Origin of the sequence: Pseudomonas sp. SMV71 (assembly GCF_052042015.1) — a bacterium.
In the GTDB taxonomy this organism is placed as follows: Bacteria; Pseudomonadota; Gammaproteobacteria; order Pseudomonadales; family Pseudomonadaceae; genus Aquipseudomonas.
On record NZ_JBKGGU010000017.1, the window covers coordinates 97,898 to 114,505 of the forward strand.

13 protein-coding genes are annotated in these 16,608 nt (G+C 63.8%); 4 read left to right on the top strand and 9 right to left on the bottom strand.

From position 1 onward, the window contains the following. The first annotated feature begins 7 nt into the window (after positions 1 to 7). Positions 8 to 1,042 carry an OmpA family protein gene (locus ACLEJQ_RS18515; protein ID WP_440797221.1) on the top strand — a complete coding sequence of 345 codons (1,035 nt, stop codon included), beginning with the start codon at positions 8 to 10 and terminating at the stop codon, positions 1,040 to 1,042. 115 nt (positions 1,043 to 1,157) lie between these two features. Here ACLEJQ_RS18515 and cobA read toward each other — a convergent pair whose 3' ends face one another. The 9 genes from cobA to ACLEJQ_RS18560 all read right to left on the bottom strand — a co-directional run bounded on the left by cobA (position 1,158) and on the right by ACLEJQ_RS18560 (position 13,031). Next, the gene (gene cobA / locus ACLEJQ_RS18520) at positions 1,158 to 1,913 is read right to left on the bottom strand and encodes a uroporphyrinogen-III C-methyltransferase (protein ID WP_440797223.1); all 756 of its coding nucleotides are present in this window, start codon (positions 1,911 to 1,913) and stop codon (positions 1,158 to 1,160) included. A 10-nt stretch (positions 1,914 to 1,923) separates the two neighbouring features. Continuing rightward, positions 1,924 to 4,641: a nitrate reductase gene (locus tag ACLEJQ_RS18525; RefSeq protein WP_440797225.1), complete on the bottom strand. Its 2,718-nt coding sequence runs from the start codon at positions 4,639 to 4,641 to the stop codon at positions 1,924 to 1,926. Then, positions 4,641 to 4,958: a nitrite reductase small subunit NirD gene (gene nirD / locus ACLEJQ_RS18530; protein WP_440797227.1), complete on the bottom strand. Its 318-nt coding sequence runs from the start codon at positions 4,956 to 4,958 to the stop codon at positions 4,641 to 4,643. Before nirD ends, ACLEJQ_RS18525 begins: the two co-directional genes overlap by 1 nt. After that, on the bottom strand, positions 4,955 to 7,408 hold the full coding sequence (nirB, locus tag ACLEJQ_RS18535) for a nitrite reductase large subunit NirB (protein WP_440797229.1): 2,454 nt from the start codon (positions 7,406 to 7,408) through the stop codon (positions 4,955 to 4,957). Before nirB ends, nirD begins: the two co-directional genes overlap by 4 nt. A gap of 429 nt (positions 7,409 to 7,837) precedes the next feature. Further along, on the bottom strand, positions 7,838 to 9,508 hold the full coding sequence (locus ACLEJQ_RS18540) for a protein kinase domain-containing protein (RefSeq protein WP_440797231.1): 1,671 nt from the start codon (positions 9,506 to 9,508) through the stop codon (positions 7,838 to 7,840). Positions 9,509 to 9,517: 9 nt separating this feature from the next. Continuing rightward, positions 9,518 to 10,729, bottom strand: a complete 1,212-nt coding sequence (locus ACLEJQ_RS18545; RefSeq protein WP_440797233.1) for a nitrate/nitrite transporter — start codon at positions 10,727 to 10,729, stop codon at positions 9,518 to 9,520. Positions 10,730 to 11,085: 356 nt separating this feature from the next. Then, entirely contained in the window at positions 11,086 to 11,661 is a 576-nt protein-coding gene (locus ACLEJQ_RS18550) for an ANTAR domain-containing response regulator (protein ID WP_440797235.1), read from the bottom strand. A gap of 13 nt (positions 11,662 to 11,674) precedes the next feature. Then, a complete protein-coding gene (locus ACLEJQ_RS18555; RefSeq protein ID WP_440797237.1) occupies positions 11,675 to 12,886 on the bottom strand; it encodes a CmpA/NrtA family ABC transporter substrate-binding protein in 1,212 nt (403 codons plus the stop codon). After that, a complete protein-coding gene (locus ACLEJQ_RS18560) occupies positions 12,879 to 13,031 on the bottom strand; it encodes a hypothetical protein (protein WP_440797239.1) in 153 nt (50 codons plus the stop codon). The genes ACLEJQ_RS18555 and ACLEJQ_RS18560 overlap by 8 nt, the downstream gene beginning before the upstream one ends. A gap of 80 nt (positions 13,032 to 13,111) precedes the next feature. Here ACLEJQ_RS18560 and ACLEJQ_RS18565 point away from each other — a divergent pair, with 80 nt between their 5' ends. The 3 genes from ACLEJQ_RS18565 to sctW are packed head-to-tail and all read left to right on the top strand — an operon-like array spanning position 13,112 to position 16,585. Next, on the top strand, positions 13,112 to 13,843 hold the full coding sequence (locus tag ACLEJQ_RS18565; RefSeq protein WP_440797241.1) for a helix-turn-helix domain-containing protein: 732 nt from the start codon (positions 13,112 to 13,114) through the stop codon (positions 13,841 to 13,843). Positions 13,844 to 13,847: 4 nt separating this feature from the next. Further along, the gene (gene sctC, locus ACLEJQ_RS18570) at positions 13,848 to 15,482 is read left to right on the top strand and encodes a type III secretion system outer membrane ring subunit SctC (protein ID WP_440797243.1); all 1,635 of its coding nucleotides are present in this window, start codon (positions 13,848 to 13,850) and stop codon (positions 15,480 to 15,482) included. Next, the gene (gene sctW / locus ACLEJQ_RS18575; protein WP_440797245.1) at positions 15,479 to 16,585 is read left to right on the top strand and encodes a type III secretion system gatekeeper subunit SctW; all 1,107 of its coding nucleotides are present in this window, start codon (positions 15,479 to 15,481) and stop codon (positions 16,583 to 16,585) included. Before sctC ends, sctW begins: the two co-directional genes overlap by 4 nt. The last annotated feature ends 23 nt before the right edge of the window (positions 16,586 to 16,608 follow it).

Sequence of the window (16,608 nt, forward strand, 5' to 3'; positions counted from 1 at the left end):
TTAACGGATGAAACTGAAAAACACCTTGGGCTTTGCCATTGGTTCTTTGATTGCTGCCACTTCGTTCGGCGCTCTGGCACAAGGCCAAGGCGCAGTTGAAATCGAAGGCTTCGCCAAGAAAGAACAATTCGACAGCGCTCGTAACTTCAAGAACAACGGCAACCTGTTCGGCGGTTCGATTGGTTACTTCCTGACCGACGACGTTGAACTGCGTCTGGCCTACGACGAAGTGCACAACGTACGTGCCGACGACGGCAAGAACGTTAAGGGTGCCAACACCGCTCTGGACGCCCTGTACCACTTCAACAACCCAGGCGACATGCTGCGTCCTTACGTCTCGGCCGGTTTCTCCGACCAGAGCATCGACCAGAATGGCAGCAACGGTCGTAACCGTTCTACTTTCGCCAACGTAGGTGGCGGCGCCAAGCTGTACTTCACCGAAAACTTCTACGCCCGTGCCGGCGTTGAAGCTCAGTACAACATCGACCAGGGCGACACCGAGTGGGCGCCTAGCGTTGGTATCGGTGTGAACTTCGGTGGCGGTTCCAAGCCTGCCGCTGCTCCAGTTCCAGCTCCGGCTGAAGTCTGCTCCGACAGCGACAACGATGGCGTGTGCGACAACGTCGACAAGTGCCCTGACACCCCAGCCAACGTCACTGTTGACGCTGACGGCTGCCCAGCTGTCGCTGAAGTCGTACGTGTTGAGCTGGACGTGAAGTTCGACTTCGACAAGTCGGTTGTCAAGCCAAACAGCTACGGCGACATCAAGAACCTGGCTGACTTCATGAAGCAGTACCCATCCACCACCACTACTGTTGAAGGTCACACTGACTCCGTCGGTCCTGACGCTTACAACCAGAAACTGTCCGAGCGTCGTGCAAGCGCCGTCAAGCAAGTTCTGACCAACCAGTACGGTGTTGAATCGTCCCGCGTTAACTCTGTTGGCTACGGCGAATCCCGCCCAGTTGCCGACAACGCTACTGACGCTGGTCGTGCAGTTAACCGTCGCGTAGAAGCGCAGGTTGAAGCCCAAGCTAAGTAATTAGCCCACAGCTTTGGAAAAGCCCGGCCTAGGCCGGGCTTTTCTTTGCCTGGGATTTATATAAAGACTTCAATTTTTTAAAGCACCAGTGATCAAGTGTGGGAGCGCTTGTAGGTTACAGCCCTTGCGCTTGGACCCAGGCCCGCTGGGTCTGGGCAATTGGTGCGCTCGCTGCCACCGCACCAATCACCAGGATCGCCGGGCTCTTGAGCCCGAACGCGCCGGCATCGGCTTCCATCGAGGCCAGGTCGCTGCGGCAATCGCGCTGATGGGGCAGGGAGGCGTTTTCGATCATGGCGACCGGGGTGTCCGCCGCCAGGCCGCCGGCCAGCAGTTGCTCACGGATCTCGCTCAGTTTCGCCACGCCCATGTACACCACCAGGGTGGTCCCGCCCTGAGCCAGGGCCTGCCAGTTCAGGCTGCTGCCGTCCTGGGTGTGCGCCGTGACCAGCGTCACGCCCCGGGCGATCCCGCGTAGGGTCAGCGGAATATCGCATTGCGTCGCTCCCGCAAGACCGGCGGTGATGCCATTGACCAACTCCACCTCGACCCCATGCTCGCGCAGCCAATGTGCCTCTTCACCGCCACGGCCAAAAATGCACGGATCGCCGCCCTTGAGGCGTACCACGCATTTGCCCTGGCGGGCATAACGCAGCATCAACCGATGAATGAACGCCTGTGGCGTGGAGCGGCAGCCGCCGCGCTTGCCCACGGCAATGATGCGGGCGCCGGGGCAATGCTCCAGCACGGCGTCGTTGACCAGGTCGTCGATCAGCACCACGTCCGCCTCGCCCAAGGCGCGCACGGCTTTGAGGGTCAGTAATTCAGGGTCACCGGGACCTGCGCCCACCAGCCAGACTTTTGCGTTCATAGTGTTTTCCTCACGAGACAGCGGCCGCCGGTTGCGCGGTGGCAACCAGCAAGCGTTTGATTTCCGGTACACAGGAACCGCATTGCGTGCCACAGCCCAGTTCCTGTTTCAGCCCCTGCAAATCCAGGCCACGCTCGATGCCGGCGCAGACCGCACGCTGGCTGACGTTCATGCAGTTGCACAGGGTCTTGCCGGCGCCCAGGGTGGCACCGACGTTGCCCGGTGGTGCGCTCAACGGTGCCAGCAACCAACGGCGCAGTTGCTCATCGGCGCGACCTTCCGACCAAAGGTTCTGCAACCAGTGCCGAGCCAGGGTTTCACCGGCCAGGCGAATCGCGGTGATGCGGCCGTTTACGATCCGCACCCGTTTACCGATGGCACGGCGCGGATCGTCATAGGCCAGGACCGGTCCGTCCACCAGCCCCAGTTGTTCGTCGATCGCCTGAAGTACCTGTGGTTCGGGCGCGCCAGCGCTGGCGGCGCGAATCAGCAACGCCGGGCGTTCACGCCCGGTGAGGCTCAGGCTGACGTAGGAAAATGCTTCGCACAGCGGGCGTAATGTCTCCAAATGCTGTTGGACATCGCCCTCGATCAAGGCGAAAAGTTGCCAGGGTAGGTCCACCGGTTCCAGACGTACGCCGCTGTGCTTGAGCTCCGGCTGTTTCGACAAGGGGTCGAATGCCGGTTGGGTCAGGGTATTCACGCCGCCCTTGAGGAACCGGTCGCCCCAGTGCATGGGCAGGAACGCCTGGCCGGGGCGGACGCTCTCGTCGCTGTCCACCGCCACGATCACCGCGCCACGACGACTCCTGAGGCTGACCAGGTCGCCGGCTCGCAGACGGTGACGCACCAATTCATCGGGATGCAGGCTCAATACGGCTTCGTTCACATGGCCGAACAACTGCGCAGCGGTCCCGGTACGGCTCATGCCGTGCCATTGGTCGCGCAGGCGGCCGGTGTTCAGGGTCAATGGGTAGCGGGCGTCACGCAGTTCCTTGGCGGCGCGATATGGGTCGGCGATAAACCGTGCGCGGCCACTATCGGTAGGAAAGATCCCATCCATATACAGGCGTGCGGTGCCGACCGTGGCGCCGGCCGGGAAGGGCCATTGCTGCGGGCCGAGTCGGTCGATCAAGGCATGGCTGATGCCCGACAGGTCCAGGTCGCGGCCGCAGGTCAGCTGTTTATACTCATCGAACAATTGGGCCGGTGTCTCGAAGGCGAACAGGCTGGGCTGGCCCGGGCGCAGGCGTTTCTCCAGGCGTTGGGCGAAATCCACAGTGATGGCCCAGTCCGGGCGCGCCTCGCCCGGTGCGCCAATGGCCCGGCGTACGTGGGAAATGCGCCGTTCGGAGTTGGTCACCGAGCCTTCTTTCTCGCCCCAACTGGCCGCCGGCAGCAGCAGGTCGGCATAGGCGGCGGTCTCGGTGGTGCGGAAGGCTTCCTGCAATACCACGAATGGGCAGGCTTGCAGGGCCTCGCGCACGGCGGTCTGGTCCGGCATCGATTGGGCCGGGTTGGTGCAGGCGATCCACAAGGCCTTGATCTTGCCGTTGCGAACCTGCTCGAACAGCTCGATGGCGCTCAGGCCTGCGTTGGCGGGCAACTGTTCGACGCCCCAGTAGCGGGCAACATCAGCGCGATGCTCCGGGTTCGCGGCCTCGCGGTGGCCCGGCAGCAGGTTCGACAGGCTGCCGGTCTCCCGTCCGCCCATGGCGTTGGGCTGGCCGGTCAGCGAGAACGGACCCGCGCCCGGACGGCCGATCTGCCCGGTGGCCAGGTGCAGGTTGATCAGCGCGCTGTTCTTCGCGCTGCCGGCGGTGGACTGGTTCAGGCCCATGCACCACAGCGACAGGAAACTCGGCGAAGTGCCGACCCATTGCGCGCACTGATGCAGTTGCTCGACGCTGATGCCGCAGAGTTGGGCGACCGTGGCCGGCGTGTAGTCGCGCACCAGGTTCTTCAGGTCCGCCAGGCCTTCGGTATGGGCCTTGATGAACGTGCGGTCGACCCAGTCTTCCCACAGCAGCAGGTGCAAAATCCCATGGAACAAGGCGACATCGGTGCCCGGCAGGATTGCCAGGTGCAGGTCCGCCAGGTCGCAGGTGTCGGTGCGCCGGGGGTCGATGACGATGATTTTCATCTGTGGCCGGCGGGCTTTGGCTTCTTCGAGGCGGCGAAACAGGATCGGGTGGGCATAGGCCATGTTGCTGCCGACGATCATCACGCAGTCGCTCAGTTCCAGGTCTTCATAGCTGCAAGGCGGGGCATCGGCGCCGAGGCTGCGTTTGTAGCCCACGACCGCCGAGGACATGCAGAGCCGTGAATTACTGTCGATGTTGTTGGTGCCCACCAGCGCCCGGGCGAGTTTGTTAAAGGCGTAGTAATCCTCGGTCAGCAACTGGCCGGAGATGTAGAACGCCACGCTGTCCGGGCCGTGCTCGGCGATGGTCTCGGCGAAGACACTGGCGGCGTGGTCCAGGGCGCTGTCCCAGTCGCTGCGGGCCCGGGCCAGGCCCTTGCCCAGGCGCAGTTCCGGGTACAGGGCGCGGGCGGCGAGATCGCCGGTCAGGTGCAGGGTCGAGCCCTTGCTGCACAGTTTGCCGAAGTTGGCCGGGTGGGTGGGATCGCCGCTGACGCCGAGGATGCGCTCCTCGTCATGCTCGATCAACACGCCACACCCGACCCCGCAGTAACAACAGGTCGAGGCAGTGCTCTGGCGGCTCATCAGCTTGCTTCCCGCAGGGCCAGCAGCACCCGGCCGTTCTCGACCCGCGCCGAATGGTGATGGGCGCACCCTACGTCCGGGGCCTGGGCCTGGCCGGTTTCCAGGTCGATCTGCCAGTTGTGCAGCGGGCATGCCACGCGCTTGCCGTAGATCAGACCCTGGGACAACGGGCCGCCCTTGTGGGGGCAGCGGTCATCCAGCGCGAAAACCTCGTCATCGCTGGTGCGAAAAATCGCGATATCGCCTTTCGGCCCATTGATGATGCGCGAGCCCAGGGCGTTGATTTCTTCCAGCGCACAGATATCCAGCCAGTTCATGCCGGCACCTCCAGGTTTTTCACGGGGATGACTTCAAACTCTTTCCTGAGCTGGGGTTGTTCCAGGCGCTGCTTCCACGGGTCCTGTTCCAGCGACAGGGAAAACTTCAGGCGTTCATGCAGGGCTTTGCGCCGCGCCGGGTCTTCGAGCACGGTCTTCTTGATGTGCTCCATGCCGACCCGCTGCATGTAATGCACGGTGCGTTCGAGGTAGAACGCTTCCTCGCGGTACAACTGCAGGAAGGCGCCGTTGTATTCGCGCACTTCTTCGGCGGTCTTGAGCTTGACGAAGAACTCGGCGACCTCGGTCTTGATCCCGCCGTTGCCGCCGATGTACATCTCCCAGCCGGAATCCACGCCGATGATGCCGACGTCCTTGATGCCGGCCTCCGAGCAGTTGCGCGGGCAGCCGGAGACGGCCAGCTTGACCTTGTGGGGCGACCACATGTTGAACAGGTCGTGCTCCAGCTCGATGCCCAGCTGGGTGGAGTTCTGCGTGCCGAAGCGGCAGAACTCGCTGCCCACGCAGGTCTTCACGGTGCGGATGGACTTGCCGTAGGCGTGGCCGGAGGGCATGTCGAGGTCTTTCCAGACACCGGGCAGGTCCTGTTTGCTGATGCCCAGCAAGTCGATGCGTTGCCCGCCCGTGACCTTGACCATCGGCACGCTGTATTTGTCGGCCACATCGGCGATGCGCCGCAGCTCCGAAGGCGTGGTGACCCCGCCCCACATCCGCGGGACCACCGAGTAGGTGCCGTCTTTCTGGATGTTGGCGTGGGCGCGCTCGTTGATCAGGCGCGATTGCGGGTCATCGTGGGCTTCGCCGGGCCAGGTGGAAATCAAGTAATAGTTCAGCGCCGGACGGCAGGTGGCGCAGCCGTTCGGGGTGCGCCAGTTCAGGTAGCTGATGGTCCCGGCGATGGTCAGCAGGTGCTGGTCACGAATCGCCTGGCGGATCTGCCCGTGATTCAGGTCGCTGCACCCACAGATGGCTTTCTCGCTTTTCGGCTTGACGTCCGCCGCGCCGCCCACGGTATTGATCAGGATCTGTTCCACCAGGCCGGCGCAGGAGCCGCAGGAACTGGCGGCCTTGGTGTGTTTTTTCACGTCGTCGACGCTGAACAGCCCATGCTCCTGGATGGCCTTGACAATGGTGCCCTTGCACACGCCGTTGCAGCCACAGACTTCAGCGCTGTCGGCCATGCTCATGGCTTTGTCCTGGCCCTGGTGTCCGACGTCGCCCAGGGCGTTTTCACCGAACATCAGGTGGTCGCGAATCTCGCCGATGGCGGCGTTCTCACGGATCTGCCGGAAATACCAACCGCCGTCTGCGGTATCGCCGTACAGGCAGGCGCCGACCAGCACGTCATCCTTGATCACCAGTTTTTTGTAGACGCCGCCAATCGGGTCGGAAAGGGTGATGGTCTCGGTGCCTTCGCCGCCCATGAAGTCGCCGGCGGAGAACAGGTCGATGCCGGTGACTTTGAGTTTGGTCGAGGTCACCGAACCCTTGTAGGTTGCAAAGCCCAGTTGCGCGAGGTGGTTGGCGCAGACCTTGGCCTGTTCGAATAACGGGGCCACCAGGCCATAGGCGGTGCCACGGTGGCTGGCGCATTCTCCGATGGCGTAGATGCGCGGGTCATAGGTCTGCATCGTGTCGTTGACCAGGATCCCGCGACTGCACGGGATGCCGGATTTTTCCGCGAGTTCGGTATTGGGCCGGATGCCGGCGGCCATCACCACCAGGTCGGCGGGAATGATGTCGCCGTTCTTGAACTGCACCGAGCCGACCCGGCCGTCGCCGGCGTCGTGCAGGGCCTGGGTCTGTTCGCACAGACGGAATTTCAGGCCACGACTTTCCAGGGCGGTTTGCAGCAGTTGCCCGCTGGTCTTGTCCAGTTGCCGCTCCAGCAGCCATTCGCCCAGGTGCACCACGGTCACGTCCATGCCCCGCAGCTTCAGGCCGTTGGCCGCTTCCAGGCCCAGCAGGCCGCCACCGATGACCACGGCGTGTTTGTGGGTCTTGGCGGTGTCGATCATCATCTGGGTATCGGCGATATCGCGGTAGCCGATCACGCCTTCCAGGGTGTGGCCCGGAATCGGCAGGATGAAAGGCGTCGAACCGGTGGCGATCAGCAGGCGATCGTATTCGGCTTCGCTGCCGTCTTCGGCAATGACCCTGCGCTTGACCCGGTCGATCTGCACCACCTTGCGGTTGAGCAGCAAGTTGATGTTGTGGTCCTGGTACCAGCTCAGATCATTAAGCACGATCTCTTCGAACGTCTGTTCACCGGCCAGCACGGGGGAGAGCAGGATGCGGTTGTAGTTGGCATGGGGCTCGGCGCCGAACACCGTGATGTCGTACAGCTCGTTACTCAGCTTGAGCAACTCTTCAAGGGTCCGCACGCCGGCCATGCCGTTGCCGATCATCACCAGTTTGAGTTTTTTCATCAGGCTTCTCCGCGAACTCAGGCCCGTTTCATCACGGCGAATCGGACTGGCTCGGCAATTTCTACGAAAACAAAAAAAGGCGTCCCGCTAGTGATCTAGCGAGGACGCCTTTGTCCTGGTCCCGTTCTCTCGGGAAGCACCGCCTTCATCGTTGGAGGCGTTGCTTTATGTATGGTGAGAGAGACTATGCAGCGGTTGTGCCAAGTGGCTTTGGGATGCGGTTTTATTGGGGATGTCGGCGGCTGAATGCGCTGGAGGGGAATTTATTGCACTGAATCAAAGCGTGTTGCCCGGTAATGGAGCGTGCATGGCCGTCAGGCCCCATCGCGAGCAGGCTCGCTCCCACAGTGGATTTGCGGTGTACACAAGGGTTGCGGTCGCACCGAACCCTGTGGGAGCGAGCCTGCTCGCGATGGGCGCGACCGGGGCTCAGCTATGAAACACCAGAAACAGCAGCACCAGATTCCCCACCAACGACACCAGCGCCAATACTCGCCAGACCTTCAGCGGTTCCCTCTCCAGCAGCGGCCGGGGCCGTACGCTCAAGCTGCGGCGTTCGCCCTGTTCCAGCAGCAACAGCCATTCCTCGGCCGTTTCAAAGCGCTGCGCCGGATCCGCCGCGACCGTGCGCTCCAGGCTTTGCCCGAGCCATTCGGCCAGGTCCGGGCGATAGCGGTTGGCGCTGACCGGCACGCCGAAGCGCGGGCGTTGGAAGGCTTCGATCTCGCCGTAGGGATAATGCCCGGTCAGTAGGAAATACAAGGTCACGCCGACGGCATACAGGTCCTGTCGTGCAGTCGGTGCATCTCCGGCGAAGGCTTCCGGGGCGATATAGCTGGGCGTGCCCGGCAAGACATTGGCCTGGTCCTCCGACAGCCCCGGGCAGTACGCCAGCCCGAAGTCCAGCAGGCGCAGTTCGCCGTCGTCCCCCAAGTGCAGGTTTTCCGGCTTGATGTCGCGGTGGTAGATCTGCCGGCGATGCAACAGGCCTACGGCCCGCACCAGCCGTTGCGCCAGGTCCAGCCATTGAGCCAGGGGCAGCGGGCCGCCTTGGTCGAACAGCTCAGCCAGGGTCTGGCCCGAATATTCGCGCATCACGTAGTACAGATGCTGGCGCTGCGGTACACCGTGGATTTCGGGAAACTGCCGGCCCGCGACCCGCTTGAGAAACCATTCTTCCGACAGCAGCGCTTGCCCGGCCCGGGTGTCGTCCCGCAGGTGCCCTGGCAGGGTTTTCAGCAGCCAGGGCTGGCCTTGGCTGTCACGCACCCGATAGAGCAGCGACTGCTGGCTCTGGCCGAGCATGCCTTCGATCTGCCAGCCTTCGAACAGCTGACCGGATTTGAGCGTTGGCGGCAGGGGCCATTGCTGTAGCTGGATCAGCGCATCCCCGATGCTCGCTTCGCCCACGGCGTCGACCCGCACCAGCAACGCGCTGGCGTTGTCCTGGCTACCGGCCAGGTGGGCGGCGTTGACCAGGGTCTGGGCCGCGATATTGAGGTCCGGTTGGTCGCGCAGGATGCCGGCGATGGCGGTGTCCCCCAGTACCGCCCAAACACCGTCGCTGAGCAGGACGAAGGTTTCGTCGGCGCGCAGCTCGCCGTCGAGGAAGTCCAGGATCAGGTGTTGATCAAGCCCCAGGGCACGCTTGAGCACATGCTGCATGCCCGGTTGTTCCCAGACGTGGTCTTCGCTGACCCGTTGCAGCTGATCGGCGTGCCAGCGGTAGACCCGGCAATCGCCGACGTGGGCCAAGGTGAAGCGTCGTCCGCGCAATACCAGGGCGCTGACGGTGGTGAGCAGGGGCTGCCCTCCACCGTTGGCCTGGAGCCAGCGGTTCTGCGCCAGCAACAGCCGGTCCAGTGCCTGGGCCACGCCCCAGGTCTGTGGCGTGGAATAGTAGTCAAGGGCCAAGGCCTGTAAGGTCGAACGGGCGGCCAGCCCGCCATCGGCGCACTGGCTCACACCGTCGGCGATGGCGAACAGGTAGCCCTTGCTGGCGGCCAGGGCCGGGGCGGGGGTGACCAGGCGCAACGCGTCCTGGTTTTCTTCCCGTGGGCCGATGGCGCTGGCTTCGGCAAAACTCAATTGCAGGCTCATGGTCGCTCTTTATACCCGGGCGGCGGTGACGGCAGCCGAACCCCAGGTGGTTCTCCAGCGACGCTTGACACCGTACAAGCCGAACCAGGCCAGGACACCGAGGCTGGCGAACAACCACAGCGCCAGTTGATAGCTGCCGGTGCTCTGTTTGATCGCGCCCATGCCCGCCGCCAGGGCGAAGCCACCGATGCCGCCGGCCATGCCGATCAACCCGGTCATCACGCCGATCTCGCGGCGGAAGCGTTGTGGCACCAATTGGAACACCGCGCCGTTGCCCGCACCTAAACCGAGCATCGTGCAGACGAACAGGGCCAGGGCTGCGTAGGAGCTTGGCAGGTTGAAGCCCACGGCGGCGATGCAGACGGCCGCGACGGTGTACATGGCCAGCAAGGTGCGAATGCCGCCGAAGCGATCCGCCAGGGCGCCGCCCAACGGGCGCATCAGGCTGCCGCCGAAGACGCAGGCGGCGGTGTAGTAGCCGGCGGTGACCGGACTCAGGCCGTACTGGTCGTTGAAGTAGCCGGGCAGGGCGCTCGCCAGGCCGATGAAGCCGCCGAAGGTCACGCTGTAGAAGAACATGAACCACCAGCTGTCACGGTCGCCCAGGGCCTTGAGATAGTCGGCCATGGATTTGGCTTTCGGCCGCTCGGGAGCGTTCTTCGCCAGCCAGGCGAAGAGCACCAACGTCAGTACCAGTGGGATCAGGGCGAAACCGAACACGTTGGTCCAACCGAACGTCACGGCCATGATCGGCGCGATCAACGCGGCGAGCACCGTGCCCGAGTTACCGGCACCGGCGATGCCCATCGCCTTGCCTTGGTGCTGAGGCGGATACCACTGTGAGGCCAACGGCAGGGCCACGGCGAACGAAGCCCCGGCCACACCCAGAAACAGGCCCAGCAGCAGGGCTTGTTCGTAGCTGTGGATCCCCAGTTTCCAGGCGCAGAACAGCGCGCTGATCACGATCACCTGTCCCACCAAGCCGGCGGTCTTGGGCGAAATCCGGTCGGCCAATAGGCCCATGAACAAGCGCAGCACCGCACCGGCGAGGATCGGCGTGGCGACCATCAGGCCGCGTTGCTGGGTGGTCAGGTGCAAGTCGGCAGAGATCTGCACCGCCAGCGGGCCAAGCAGGTACCAGACCATGAAACTCAGGTCGAAATAGAGGAAGGCTGCGAACAGAGTCGGGGTGTGGCCGGATTTCCAAAAGCTTGAATTCATCGCGCACCTCAGTAAAAGTCTCGAGAAATGAGTCAGTGCTTCGAAGTGGTGCGCCACTCGGGCGACCCCACCGACCCCGGACGTTGGGGCCAAAGCAAAAAAACGCCGCAACCCGAGTCGCCAAGCCAGGCAAAAAGGGTATGCGACGTCTTTGTCGTAGGTGGGGCAACCGCCGTTGGTTACCTGTGGGGGTGATTAAGCGAGATTTGTGCCAACAGCGGAGTCGGAGTGATGCCTATCGCGAGCAGGCTCGCTCCCACAGTGGATTTGTGGTGTACACAAGGGCTGCGGTCACCGCCGGCCTCTGTGGGAGCGAGCTTGCTCGCGATGGCGCCAGCCCAGGCGCTGCGGGGCCTTCAGCCCAACAGCTCATTCATGGCAATGATCTGCTCCGCCACCTGGATCAGCTTCTGCTGGCGGCTCATGGCCTGGCGGCGCATCAGGGTGTAGGCCTGTTCTTCATTGCAGTCTTTCATTTTCATCAGCATGCCTTTAGCCAGTTCGATGCGTTTGCGTTCGGCCAGTTGCTGGTCGCGGGCCAACAGTTGGGCACGCAGGGCCTGGTCGCTTTCGAAGCGGGCCATGGCGACGTCGAGGATCGGTTGCAGGCGTGCGGCATGGATGCCTTCGACGATGTAGGCGCTGACGCCCGACTTGATCGCCTGGCGCATCACCCCCGGGTCGTGCTCATCGGTAAACATGACGATCGGTCGCGGCTGGTCGCGGCTGACCAGCACCACCTGTTCCATCACATCACGCCCGGGTGACTCGGTATCGATCAGGATCACGTCCGGACGCACGGTTTCGACGCGCGACGGCAGGTCGATGGTCAGGCCGGACTCATCGATGACCTCGAACCCGGCCTCGATCAGGGCCGCCTTCAGTCGCCCGACTTTCTTCGCGGTGTCGTTGATCAGCAGGATACGCAGCATGATCGGGCTCCTGTCAGCGACTGGCGCAAAGGGCGGGCGCATCGCTCAAGGCGTGCAGTTTGAAGCTCTTGGCGTAAGCGGCCGGATCCGAGCCGTCCCAGGTGGTGCCGTCGATCAACTGGCTGCTGCGCATGTCCCTGGATGGCGACGCGATGTCCAGCGCCGCGCACGCTTGGCGGTAGAGCTTGAGCTGCTGGACGTCCCGTGCCACGGCCAGGTAATCCGGATCTTCACGCAGCAAGCCCCAGCGCCGGAACTGGGTCATGAACCACATGCCGTCGGACAGGTATGGCAGGTTCACCTCGCCGCCGCCATGGAAGCGCAGGGCGTGGGGATCGTGCCAGCTGTTGCCCAGGCCATCGGCGTAAATCCCCAGCAACCGCGGTTCGATGCAGTCCAACGGTGCATCGAGATACTCGGGGGCACTCAACAGCTGCGCGGTGCTGCGGCGGTTCTCGGTGCTCTGTTCGATGAAACGACTGGCTTCGAGGATCGCCATCACCAACGCCCGGGCGGTATTGGGGTACTGCTCGACAAAAGCGCGGGTGCAGCCCAGGACTTTTTCCGGGTGATCGGGCCAGATGGTCTGGGTGGTCGCCAGGGTAAAGCCGAGGTTCTGTTTGACCGCGCTGGCGCACCACGGCTCGCCGACGCAGAAGCCATCGATCCGACCCGCCTGCAAGTGCGCGATCATCTGCGGTGGCGGCACCACCACACTGTCGACGTCGGACAAGGGATGGATGCCCTGGGCCGCCAGCCAGTAATAAAGCCACATGGCATGGGTGCCGGTGGGGAAGGTCTGGGCGAAGGTCAGTTTCGAGCGAGTTTGGTGCACGTGCCGTTCCAGTGCCTCAGGACTGGTCACACCCTGGGCCTGCAAGCCGTGGGACAGGTTGATGCTCTGGCCGTTCTGGTTCAGCCCCATCAGCACCGCCATCTCGGTCGGTGCGACGCCGCCGATGCCCAGGTGTACGGCGTAGACCAGGCCGTACAGGCTGTGGGCGGCATCGATTTCACCGCTGACCAGCTTGTCCCGCAGGTTGGCCCAGGAACTCTGGCGTATGAGGTTCAGGGTCAGGCCGTAGGGCTGGGCAAAACCCTGGGTCGCGGCCACCACCAACGGGGCGCAGTCGCTCAGGGCCATGAAGCCCAGATTGACCGCGCTCTTTTCCGGGGCATCGCTGCCGTGGACCCAGGCCAGGGGGTTGGCTGGAACTTCATTCATCGCGCATCACCTTCCACATAAAAGCGCCGCCAACCACCGGGATGACGGCGCCCTTGTCCTTGAATCCATATGGCGCCCGTCCCGGCAACGGCACGGGCACCGATGAGCGATAAAGGTGCAAGGCATATGCCAGCCCAGTGCTCATCAGCTTTCCATCAAGATTTCAGGCGCCGCGCCTTCCATCCTGTCGCTCCTTCCATTGGCCACGTTGCAGAGGAGACACCGGTGCAAGACACATCATTTCGCTCCACGGCACTGACTGAACTGCGCGAGCGGATGGTGCACCTGCGAGTCGTCCAGGGCACGGTAGCGCTGGACAGCGCATGCAGCAGTCATTGCCAGGCCCTGCCGAGCGGTTGGCAGGGCCTGGTGGTGCTGGGCGACGCGTTGAGGTGTTCCGGCGGCGAGTGGCAGGTAATGCCCGTTTGCCCGGCGCCGCTGGTGAAACTGCAGGCGTTCTTCGACATGAGCGATGCCTTTGCCACGAAAAGAACCGAGGCCGCGCCGTGGGCCCTGTTGCCGGTGGCGGATGACGTCGTGCGGACCCAGGCGCGGCTCGAACGCTGGTTCATCGAACAGGCGCTGGGCGGCACCCCGGGCTATCGCGCCGTTGTTCCGTTGTTGCGCCAGCATGAGAGCTACGGCTTGGTGCGTTTTCTGTTGGAGCAAGGCACCCGCAGCGAAAAGCTCAACACCCTCGCACAACGCTACGGCGTGTCGGTCTCGCATTTTCGTCGGCTCTGCCGACAAGCCCTGGGCAGCGCGGCCAAGCCGGCCCTGCGCGGATGGCGCACGGCCCAGGCGTTGTTGGACATGAGCCTGGGTAACGGTTCGCTGACCGACGTGGCCCTGGCGTTCGGCTTTGCCTCTTCCTCGCATTTTTCCAAGGAAGTGCGCGAGCTGGTTGGGTTCGCCCCCAGCAGCCTGGCCGACATCACCTACCTGCCGGGCAAATGAGCCGATGAGCCGTCGCGTGTTGTCCCTGTCCTTGCTCCTGCTGCTTGCACCCCTCGCGGCCCGGGCCGATGTCTACAGCTTCGAGGCCCGCGAGCAGAGTGCGCGAACGTTCTTCAGCGAGCTGTCCGGCGTGCTCGGCAAGCCCGTCATCGTCAGTAAGGTGGCGGCGGCCAAGCGGGTCGGCGGCACCTTTGACTTGCGCACGCCACAGCAGACGTTCGAGCGCATCAGCGCGCAGATGGGCCTGATCTGGTACAGCGACGGCCAGGCGATTTACCTGTACGACGGCTCGGAAATCAAAAGCTCGATGGCCGCGTTGCAGACGTTGACGGTGGTCAGGCTGCTGGCATTCCTCAAACAATCCGGGCTGCACGACCCACGCTACCCATTGCGCAATGACGGCCTGCGCACCTTTCATGTGTCCGGGCCGCCGATCTACGTCGACCTGGTGTTGCAGGCCGCCCAGTTGATGGACAACCAACGCTCGGAACTGCTGCTAGGCAAGCAGCAGATCGGCGTGATCCAGGTGCGCAATACCTTCGTCAGTGATCGGCAGTACGAGTTGCGCGATGACAAGGTCACGCTGCCGGGGTTGGCCAGCGTGATCGAGGCGTTGCTGCGCGGCGAGCAGCAGCCGGTCGAGCCCACGGTCGCTCAGGCGCCAGGGTCGCAACCACGGACGATGATGCCGATATTTCCCCTTGAAGGCCTGGCGAACACAGCCTCGGAACACGACCCCACTGCGCCGCGCATCCTCGCCCGCGACGTAGCCGCCGGCAATATCCGCGTGGTGGCCTACCCGGACACCAACAGCCTGCTGGTCAAGGGCCTGCCGGAGCAGGTGCGCTTTATCGAGAACCTGGTGAATGCGCTGGACACGCCCAAACGCCACGTTGAACTGTCGCTGTGGATCATCGACCTGCACAAGGACGAACTCAATCAGCTGGGCATCAACTGGCAAGGCGCGGTGAAGTCCGGCGGTACGTTCAGCGCCTCGCTCAACGCCGGTTCGGCGACCACCCTGGACGGTGCGTCGTTCGTCACCCGCGTGCTGGCGCTGGAGCGCACCCAGCGGGCCAATGTCGTGTCGCGTCCGGTGATCCTGACCCAGGAAAACGTGCCGGCGATCTTCGACAATAACCGCACCTTCTATGCGCCGCTGGTGGGCGAGCGCAGCGTCGACCTGCAGCACGTGACCTACGGCACCCTGGTCAGCGTGCTGCCGCGCTTCGCCCAGGCGGACGAGATCGAAATGTCGCTCAACATCGAGGACGGCAACGAAGTCGAGCGCCCGGCCCAGGACGAGCGCCAGGGCGCGTTGCCGACGGTGGGCCGCACCCGCATCAGCACCGTGGCGCGGGTGCCCCAGGGCAAGAGTCTGTTGGTCGGCGGGTTTACCCGTGACGACCAGGGCGAGCAGATCGGCCGGGTCCCGGTGCTGGGCTCGATCCCCTGGGTCGGCCGGTTGTTCAGCTATCGCCAGAGCCGCTCGGCCAACACCGTGCGAGTGTTCCTGATTCAACCCCAGGAAATTCGCCAGGCCCTTGAGCCCGCTACGTTCGAACCGGGCGGCCCGTTGCTGACCCCGGAGCAGCATGAGCGCTTGCGTCGTTCTTATTTCCGGCTGTCGTCACCATGATCCTGCCGCCGGTTTCCCTGGGTGGACGCGCCGCCCAGGCCCGCCTGAACAGCGAGAAGGCCGCTGAGCATCCACAGCCGCAGATCGACGCGCAGGCGAACGAGGAGGACAGCGCCACGACCGCGGTCGCGCAGCGTATCGTGCAGATCAGCGACGAGCTGTCGGCAGCGCTCACCCAGTTCCGCGGCCGACGCTTGTTCGAGCTCAAGTCCGAAACGCCAGCCGATACTTTCGAGCGCGTGCTGGAGGACGACACCGTACCCAAGGCGCGGCAGGTGCTGAGCCTGGCGCGGCTGGCGGACAAACCAGTGGCGTGGTTGCTGGAGATGGCGCGGCAGCTGTTCCCCGACGACAGCGACCTGGCCCTGGTGCTGCGGGCGCTGTTGCGCCGGCGCAAACTGGAAAGCCTCACCCGCCAGCGCCTCGAAACACTATTGCAGACAGTAGTTGCCCAAGGCTCGCCCAAGCGCATGAACGCCGGGATCAACGCGGCGCTCAAGGCGCGGTTGTTCGGCGCGAGCATGGCGGTGCGGGCCGGCTTGTTGCGCGAGACCTACCGCGACTTTCTCGAATCTGACGAAGGCCCGCTCGATGCCTACCAGGATTGGATCGCCCTGTATGGGCCGTCGCAGCGCATGAACGTGCTGGCCTTCATCGAAGCCGCGTTGCTCACCGACATCAGTGCCCAGGACCCCAGTTGCTCCCACGCCGAGTTCGGCCAACTGCTGGGGCGGCTGACCGACCTCAAGCACCTGCGCTCGGCCGATGTGTTGTTCATCGACACGCTGCTGGGCGATGCGCTCGTCTGCCGGCATAACGCCGATGAGGCTGACTGGCTGGTGTTTCTGTTCGGTGTGCTGGCCTACCCCGATGACCTTGACCAGTGGCTGCTCGGTGCCTTGGGCGAGCCGGTGCTGCTCAGTTCTCACCGTGACCGTTCGGCGCTGTTACAAACCGTGCGCCGGCTCAGCCTGCGCCTGCCGCCGGCGTTGTTCGTCGATGAAGACGCGCCGGAGCGCCTGGCGCAACGGTTCACCCGCCTGGCCGATGTCGCCTATGCCCATGAATGCATCGAGCAGCGCCGCGGCGGCGGTTGTCCGTGATGCCACCCCGGAGCCTGACCTGA